The organism is uncultured Paraglaciecola sp. (assembly GCF_937123705.1).
GTDB lineage: Bacteria > Pseudomonadota > Gammaproteobacteria > Enterobacterales > Alteromonadaceae > Paraglaciecola.
The window spans coordinates 1-6,151 of record NZ_CAKZKO010000148.1; the positions used below are offsets into that span (position 1 = coordinate 1).

The window sequence follows — 6,151 nt, forward strand, 5'->3', positions numbered from 1 at the left end:
AAGTACAGGACCACTAAGGCCCGCGAGCCGCTGCGAATGGGAGAAGAATACGACGAAGACAGGGGGGCAAGGGCTGACGTGCTGATAGGCCAGTGCAAGCCGATATACAGGGATTTGTTCCTGCTGACGTTTGATTTACAGATGGACGACACTGTTGCAGCCAAGTTCCTGAGTCGAGGGTATTGCTTGAGAAAGGTCAAAGATCGACCAGCACCAATTGACAGAAAGGAATACAGAGCGTTGAAACATCAAGGGGTTGCAGCGTTCAATGTGCTGTTTGAGTTCATGAAGGCCGCATAACCCAACGGGCTAAATAATGCTTGACGTGGACCCGTGGACCCGCTAGGCTTTTACAAAGATCGTTTGACCCCAACATTAAGAGCCTCGCCATTCAGCGGGGCTTTTTGCGTTTCTGGGCCTGCGAAAAATCAATGAGCCTAGCCCGACGAACCCAAATACAGGCGCATCCACTGCGCAATCTGAATCAAGGTCGGCAGGCTCACCCAAACACTAAGAGCAGAACCAGCCGATAACGAAAGCTACCGGCTGGCCTGCAATGCCGCGACGATTGAGGCGTCACGACACATGAAGAATAGACGATATTCTGACGCCTGCCTGAATTCAGGGCCGGTATAAATGGCTAGGAGCGCGGAAATGGGGTATGGATCACGCGGGCATATTACCGAATCACAGGCTGCTGGCTGCTTGGTAGCCGTTGCTTTCGGGGTATGGCTTTGTGTGGCGTTGCATCCCGCCGCTGCCGCGCCCGTTATAGCCGTTGTTGATAATATTTTACGGCGTGAGTAATGGGTGCAAACGGTGACGACAAGGACCGTTTCGAGCGATATGCACAAATGCTCTTCGGTTGCGGTCTTTGGGCTTACATGCTCTACACAGATATTTCGTCCGACCTTGTATTGGCTGACATGACTGCGCAGGAATTGACGGTGAAAGGGGTTTTGTACGGGTTCGCGGCCATTCTGATTAAGGGAATCACCACGGCAGAAATTGCCGAGCTGATTCGAGCGTGGCGCAGTAAATGACTTTCAATGCTGCTCAGTGGCTAAAATCCGCTGCAATCTATGTCGTGGTTTTGTGGGGTGTGACTTTAGCCGCCATACAAACTAATTTTATGGTCGAGGATTACAAGGACCGGCAAACCAGAAAAAAAGTGGCCGCACTCACATTTGAAAATGTGATGACGTACTACTCGATATTCCCCCCAGAGTCCACGGTGTACTACGAAGCAGATGCACGGTTTGTTTCTGACGCTGAGATCCACAAGATCATTGAAACGATACCAGGGGGCGTCAAGGTCACATGGAATGAAGCCATCATGTGTGATAACAATCCCTATGACAGCCGCGACAATTACGAGTACTACCGCGAAGCTGAGCCAACTGCAAAAACCTATATCAAGTCGAGAAGTCGGCGGCCTATGTCGCAGTTGCGGGAGCTTAAAGGCTACCCAATCCTGATGCGTCGAAATGAGGGCTATGCAGGCCAACTACTGCCCATTCAATACCCGCGCCATGACGCGGACTGCCGGTTAAGTTCGGTAATGAGGATGCACATGCCTGACGGATCGGTAAAGCGATTTGAAAAGCATAGCGAGGTTGTGCAGGTTCGCGGCGTAATACCCGACTGATGGACGCTGGCGACGCTTGGAATCTGCTGAGCAACAACAACACAATCGGCGTGCGTAATGGCAAGGTTCAATGCTTCATGCGATCAGACAGGCAGATAGAGTGCGATGCTGGCGATGACACGGACGATACTGTCACGCTGAACCATTCCGAGTTTCTGGATCGGTTTAAGTTCTCACGGTTTGTTGAAATCAGTACGGATCAGGTGTGAAAACCACAACCGGAAAAGGCATCGCAGGCGTTATCGGCGCATGGTTGCTGGTCAAGGCGCAAGAATTTATTGAGTACGTGGGATCGGTTGAGGTTATCGATTGGTCAGTAGTCGGAAGCACAGCGGTATCAGAGCTGACAGCCGGTGCGATTGCATTGGTGGCTTTGTTCGTCAATCTTGAGCCTGCAAAGCCTGCTCAGAAGCCGTACAAGCGCCTGAATCCAGAGATAGACAATGAGCCGCTGGACACGTTTGATACGCCTGTACGCGCTGACGTTGGCCAGAACACGGTAACAACGCTAAAGCCTACAAAGAACTGGTTTTCTGACGCGGAATTAGACTGCAAATGTCCTGATCTGGCCGGTTGCGACTATCGCGGAATGCACCAGACAGTGATGGCAATGGTCAATGATCTGCGCGAGCGATTCGGGCCGCTGGTTGTCACGTCTGGCTACCGATGCCCACAGCACAATGTCAATGTCGGCGGGTCGAGCGATTCATACCACGTCAAGGGCATGGCAATTGATCTGAAAAGCCCAACTGTTTCGGCGGTAGAGCTGTATCGCTACATGGATAACAAATACCCGCGCCAATACGGGCTTGGCCTTTACAAAACATTTATCCATGTGGACTGCCGATCAGGAATCTGGGCGAGAAAGACCGGACCGGATAAATCATGGCGGCAATTCAGTATGGATGCTGCTGATGTTGCGCTGGCGTAGTGCCATAACAAATAGCCCCGACAAGGCTAAAGTCCTGAAAGTCAGGCGATGCGGAGTCATGACCGTATGAGCGATTACCCAGCCATTGCACGAGTACCGTTGCATTGGAATCTGATCCAAGCCGTCAGCATGGGCGCGAAAGGCTTTACAAGCATTGCTTCGGGGTCTGAGTATTCAGGCCGATATCGGCGGACTGGGGATTCCCAGTCGGGGAACGGCGGTATAACAGCCGCTAGTTCTTTCACGATTTACTTATCAGCGTCATTCAAGTAAATCGTGCTGCCAAAATCAACAGAACCGGCCAAGCCTCTCAGCGATGCTCAAACTGGCCGGTCATTTAACACCGCCTAGGCTGCCTCTTACGGGCGCTACGGCTACTTGTTCGGTAATGCCGGACAACTGAAACAACCCTGACCACGGAAAGAATGCCAGCAAAGACTGGTAGGGATTTGTGTGGCTAGGCAAAAAAAGAGAGGCCAGATGTTGCGTGAACAACAGAGCTGGCCAGTCACTCATCGCTTAACCGGAAAGCCAGCGAATCATGACGAACTGCAAGAATAGCACTATAGGTAGAAGAAACAAGCAAACTGACGAAAATGGTGTAACACCGCCGTTTGATGAGGGTGGCGACACTACTGGTAGATGGGTCGAACCTGCTCACAGAGATAGTCGGCCAAAACTAAAGACAAAACAATGCCTTGTAACTGATCTTGAAACAGGCGAATCAGAGATTATTGAGTGTTTGGACACTAAGCAACTAATGATGTCGATTCGCGGAACCGCCAAGCGACTTGACAAAGCAATCCTGAACATCAAGAAATCGCGAAAGGACCAATTTGCCATGACTATTCAAGCGAAATGTCAGACAGCAACGGTTGATGCCGGATTGTCGAATGCAGATATTCGGGTGTGGGACTTCTGCAAGAACGACGTTATGTACGGCAATGAAATCAAATCTACACAGGTCGAAATTGCCTTTGCACTACGCATGGCCATATCAACAGTAAATCGTTCGTTCGCCAGATTCCGGCAAATGAAAATGATTGAGGCATCAGGCGCAGTTAAAGGAACGCCAACCTATCGGGTCAGTGATGACTATCTGGTCAAGGGGAAGCGAGAGCTTGACGGCACATCAAAGATGACTGATGTCATTTACGCCGATTTTGTTAACAAGAAAATTGCAGAAAATTCATGAAATCACTCGCAACAATCCTATTCACAGCCCTGCTAATTACAGGCTGCGCTACCGGCGATGTGTTTAAAGCAGCACAAACCGGCGTCCACATGAAATTGCTGGATGCTGAGTTCGATCAAGCGCGTACAACCGTTCGAGAATTGCCGCTCAATGAGGCCGAGAGCGCTGAAATAGAATCAGTGATTGCAGAGCTTGAGGTGGAGCGACAGGCGCTTAGAACGCTGCACAAGCAGAACGCGGGGCGTATTGCGCTATCGGCGGTACAGGCTCAATCAACGCTAGATGACGTTGAATCGGCGGTTAAACGCGGTCGTATTGCGTATCAAGGCTATCTGGCGCGAACAAAAGAGCCGGTGAATCCACTGCTCAAGTCGTATCACGAGAGCGCTGTGATTGCGAGAGACAACATTCAGGAAGCGATTGATTCGGGTGCTGGTGTGTCGGCGGGTGAACTGGCTCAGTATTTCGGATTGGCGCTCAGAACGATTGCGGCGATTAATGGTGTGCCGGTTATCTAATGTTCGAGTACGCCTCTTTTGTTATGCGCAACCCAGCATTCGTGACTAAGAACATGCGCAGGCAGTACAGCGTTCGTAAAGCGCTGTTAACGCACCGAAAGAAAAATCCAGTGTGTGAGGCTACCGGCAGTACAAGACGCCTTGAGGTGCACCATATCGTGCCAGTTAGCGTTAATCCGACATTGGCAGACTGGCCGTCAAATCTCATCACTCTGGAAAAGAAAGCGCACTTAGTCATAGGTCACGGCGGGAACTACAAAAACTACGTCAAGAACGTTGCAGAGGTTTGCGCAACGATTCGGATTCAGCGAACAGTTGCTTCGTGAATAAACTTCCTGTTGACGCATTCGGCAAGCCTGTAGGTATGCCGGTGCTGATACCGATACCTATACCGACGAAGGATTTGCCGTGGTATATGGCGTTGTTCAATCTGCTTTTCTATCGCCGTGATTTCTGGCTGGGCGAAGATTTCCCATACCGGCTACCAACAGGCGAAGACATAATGATACCGGAAGGATTTATATTCAACGGCGCGTCCATACCTCGAACATTTTGGGCTGTGCTAAATCCTATCGGCCTGTTGCTAATACCGGGATTATTGCATGACTACGCATATCGATTTCAATGCCTGCTTGCGCCTGACGGTTCAGTGGCAGTTGAATACAAAACACGCCGCAAAGCAGACGGAATGTTTCTTGAAGTCTGCCATATCACAAACGGGATGATTATTTTGGACCTGATGCTAGCTGCACTTTTGAAAGCGTTTGGCTGGATTGGTTGGAATAAAAACCGCAAAGGCGACGCGAAACGAAACATGAGTAATCACAATGCCAGTTGATGTTTTTGGAGTTCGCGCAGGCACATGGCTTGGCGAGATAAACCTCACTACTGACGATACGCCTGCTGCCCAGCTCAATGACACGATCAACCTGTCTACCGGCGAAAGCTACCGCGCAATAGCCACAGCACCAGCAGGTACTGGCAATGTTATTGATCCGGCTGTCTGGGCGCGTGATAAAGCTAATGATTATTCTAAAGCCGACGAAATATTCACAGGCACATTTGCAGATGCAATAGCGCTGGAAGACTCGCCCAAAATGGTGGCCGAGGTCACTGATGGTGTGCTTACTGATGTTCTTGTCAAAGTTGATGTGCCAGGGTATCCAACAGGGTATCAACCGTTGCCGCCTGATACTAGTGATATTCCGCAGTCGCAGGTTGTTGGGTTGACTGATGCACTGGCAGCGGATATAGCTGCTAGTAGGCTTACGGGGGTACTGGCTGATGCACGAGTGCAGGAGTCTAATGTTACTCAGTATGTTGCAGCACAATACGCAACAGTAACCACGTTACTAGCCAGCACAGCTGGCTATGTGGAAGATGAAATAGTTTCTACTCAGGAGGAAGGGTACAACTATAAAGTTGCAGCATCAGGAGCGTCGGACCATAATCTAACAACTGCCGGTAGCGTTAAGTTGTATGTCTTGCCGTTCGAGCCTAATCGTTATCATGTTGGAGCTGTTGGGGCTGTAGGTTCTGGTGATGAGACTGCAATTGTACAAACGTTTGTTGATCAATTGCCGATAGGTTCAGAGTTGCATTTTGATGGATCTAAAACCTATACATTCAATATAGACACTGAAAATGCAATCTACTTTGCCCCTAATGGAGCAACGTTTGTAAACGCTGTAGACAATGATTTCATACTGAGAATTGGATCGTTACAAACTGTTACTAGCCATGCTGTAACAGAAACGCTCATGCCGTATGGCACAGAAACATTTACAGTCACTAATGCGGATACGCTTTTCGCAGTTGGTGACATTGGTACGTTGCATGATGGGCGAGTACGTCCAAGT

Annotated in this window: 11 protein-coding genes; 10 read left to right on the forward strand and 1 reads right to left on the reverse strand. The window is 49.8% G+C overall.

Going from position 1 to position 6,151, the window contains the following annotated elements; all coding sequences use genetic code 11:
- The 6 genes from Q0688_RS20260 to Q0688_RS20285 form a co-directional block, all read left to right on the forward strand.
- Positions 1 to 300, forward strand: a 300-nt coding sequence (locus Q0688_RS20260) for a hypothetical protein (protein ID WP_299081659.1), incomplete at its 5' end; no start/stop codon positions are given.
- Between the two features lie 354 nt (positions 301 to 654).
- The gene (locus tag Q0688_RS20265; RefSeq protein WP_299081664.1) at positions 655 to 807 is read left to right on the forward strand and encodes a hypothetical protein; all 153 of its coding nucleotides are present in this window, start codon (positions 655 to 657) and stop codon (positions 805 to 807) included.
- Complete coding sequence (locus Q0688_RS20270; RefSeq protein ID WP_299081667.1) at positions 807 to 1,043, forward strand: hypothetical protein; 237 nt, start codon at positions 807 to 809, stop codon at positions 1,041 to 1,043. Before Q0688_RS20265 ends, Q0688_RS20270 begins: the two co-directional genes overlap by 1 nt.
- Positions 1,044 to 1,087: 44 nt before the next feature.
- The gene (locus Q0688_RS20275; RefSeq protein ID WP_299081670.1) at positions 1,088 to 1,648 is read left to right on the forward strand and encodes a hypothetical protein; all 561 of its coding nucleotides are present in this window, start codon (positions 1,088 to 1,090) and stop codon (positions 1,646 to 1,648) included.
- A gap of 205 nt (positions 1,649 to 1,853) precedes the next feature.
- Entirely contained in the window at positions 1,854 to 2,579 is a 726-nt protein-coding gene (locus tag Q0688_RS20280) for a D-Ala-D-Ala carboxypeptidase family metallohydrolase (protein ID WP_299081673.1), read from the forward strand.
- A 66-nt stretch (positions 2,580 to 2,645) separates the two neighbouring features.
- Positions 2,646 to 2,852 carry a hypothetical protein gene (locus Q0688_RS20285; protein WP_299081676.1) on the forward strand — a complete coding sequence of 69 codons (207 nt, stop codon included), beginning with the start codon at positions 2,646 to 2,648 and terminating at the stop codon, positions 2,850 to 2,852.
- Positions 2,853 to 2,912: 60 nt separating this feature from the next.
- Here the strand turns inward: Q0688_RS20285 and Q0688_RS20290 are convergent, their stop codons facing one another.
- Positions 2,913 to 3,095 carry a hypothetical protein gene (locus tag Q0688_RS20290; RefSeq protein WP_299081679.1) on the reverse strand — a complete coding sequence of 61 codons (183 nt, stop codon included), beginning with the start codon at positions 3,093 to 3,095 and terminating at the stop codon, positions 2,913 to 2,915.
- Positions 3,096 to 3,120: 25 nt separating this feature from the next.
- On the opposite strand from Q0688_RS20290, the gene Q0688_RS20295 reads away from it, so the two are divergent.
- From Q0688_RS20295 to Q0688_RS20310, 4 genes are all read left to right on the forward strand, one after another.
- Positions 3,121 to 3,774, forward strand: coding sequence for a hypothetical protein (locus tag Q0688_RS20295; RefSeq protein ID WP_299081682.1), 654 nt, complete (start codon positions 3,121 to 3,123; stop codon positions 3,772 to 3,774).
- The gene (locus Q0688_RS20300; protein WP_299081685.1) at positions 3,771 to 4,292 is read left to right on the forward strand and encodes a hypothetical protein; all 522 of its coding nucleotides are present in this window, start codon (positions 3,771 to 3,773) and stop codon (positions 4,290 to 4,292) included. The genes Q0688_RS20295 and Q0688_RS20300 overlap by 4 nt, the downstream gene beginning before the upstream one ends.
- A gap of 322 nt (positions 4,293 to 4,614) precedes the next feature.
- Entirely contained in the window at positions 4,615 to 5,130 is a 516-nt protein-coding gene (locus Q0688_RS20305) for a DUF1353 domain-containing protein (protein WP_299081687.1), read from the forward strand.
- Positions 5,120 to 6,151, forward strand: a 1,032-nt coding sequence (locus Q0688_RS20310) for a hypothetical protein (RefSeq protein WP_299081690.1), incomplete at its 3' end; no start/stop codon positions are given. The genes Q0688_RS20305 and Q0688_RS20310, both read left to right, overlap by 11 nt.